The sequence below is a fragment of the Thauera phenylacetica B4P genome, from assembly GCF_000310225.1.
Lineage (GTDB): Bacteria > Pseudomonadota > Gammaproteobacteria > Burkholderiales > Rhodocyclaceae > Thauera > Thauera phenylacetica.
This window is the reverse complement of sequence record NZ_AMXF01000510.1, coordinates 1-927: the sequence shown is the minus strand read 5'-3', so window position 1 is coordinate 927 and position 927 is coordinate 1. Positions and strand designations below refer to the sequence as shown.

Annotated in this window: 1 protein-coding gene; it reads left to right on the top strand. The window is 72.2% G+C overall.

Annotated features, from left to right (window positions below):
* The first annotated feature begins 99 nt into the window (after positions 1-99).
* Entirely contained in the window at positions 100-750 is a 651-nt protein-coding gene (locus tag C667_RS23375; protein WP_004390454.1) for a pyrimidine 5'-nucleotidase, read from the top strand.
* The last annotated feature ends 177 nt before the right edge of the window (positions 751-927 follow it).

The window sequence follows — 927 nt, the reverse complement described above, 5'->3', positions numbered from 1 at the left end:
CGCCCCGAAGACCACCGAGGACGGACGCGCGATCGTGCGCTTCCAGCCGCGCCCGCCCACCCGCTGAGCCCCCTCCCCACCCTGCCCCGAGCGAAGAAGATGTCCCCCCGTCCCGTCTGGCTGTTCGACCTCGACAACACCCTGCACAACGCCAGCCCGCACATCTTCCCGCACATCAACCGCAGCATGACGCGCTACCTCGAGCAGCACCTCGGGCTCGGGCTCGACGAGGCCAACGCGTTGCGCATGCAGTACTGGCACCGCTACGGCGCCACCATGCTCGGCCTGATGCGCCACCACGGCACCGACCCCGACCACTTCCTGGTCGAGACCCACCGCTTCGACCGCCTGCACGAGATGATGGTGTTCGAGCGCGCGCTGCGCGGCATGCTGCGCGCCCTGCCGGGGCGGCGCATCGTGTTCTCCAACGCGCCGCGCCACTACGCCGAGGCGGTGCTGGAGATCATGGGCGTGCGCCGGCTGTTCGAGGACGTGGTCGGCATCGAGGACCTCGACTACCATCCAAAGCCCGGCATCCGCGCCTACCACAGCCTGCTCCAGCGCCGACGCCTGAACGCCGCGCAATGCATCATGCTGGAGGATTCGGCCGTGAACCTGCGCACGGCCAAGCGCCTCGGCATGCGCACCGTGCTGGTGGGCGGCGGGCTGCGCACGCCGGCCTACGTGGACCTGCGCATCCCCAACATCCTGGCGCTGCGCCGCCAGCTCGGGCGCCTGCAGGTGCGCTGAAGGAGAAGACGCGCCCGCGCTCGGGCGACAAGGTGCGCGGCCACGACGCCGCACCGCTCCGAGCCCTCAGTCGCGCAGCGCACGCTCCATCAGGCGGGCCCCCGCGCCGTAGCCCGGCGGCAGCGCCGCCGGCAGCGCGGCGAAGCCCTGGCGCGCCCAGAACGGCACCGCGTCGGC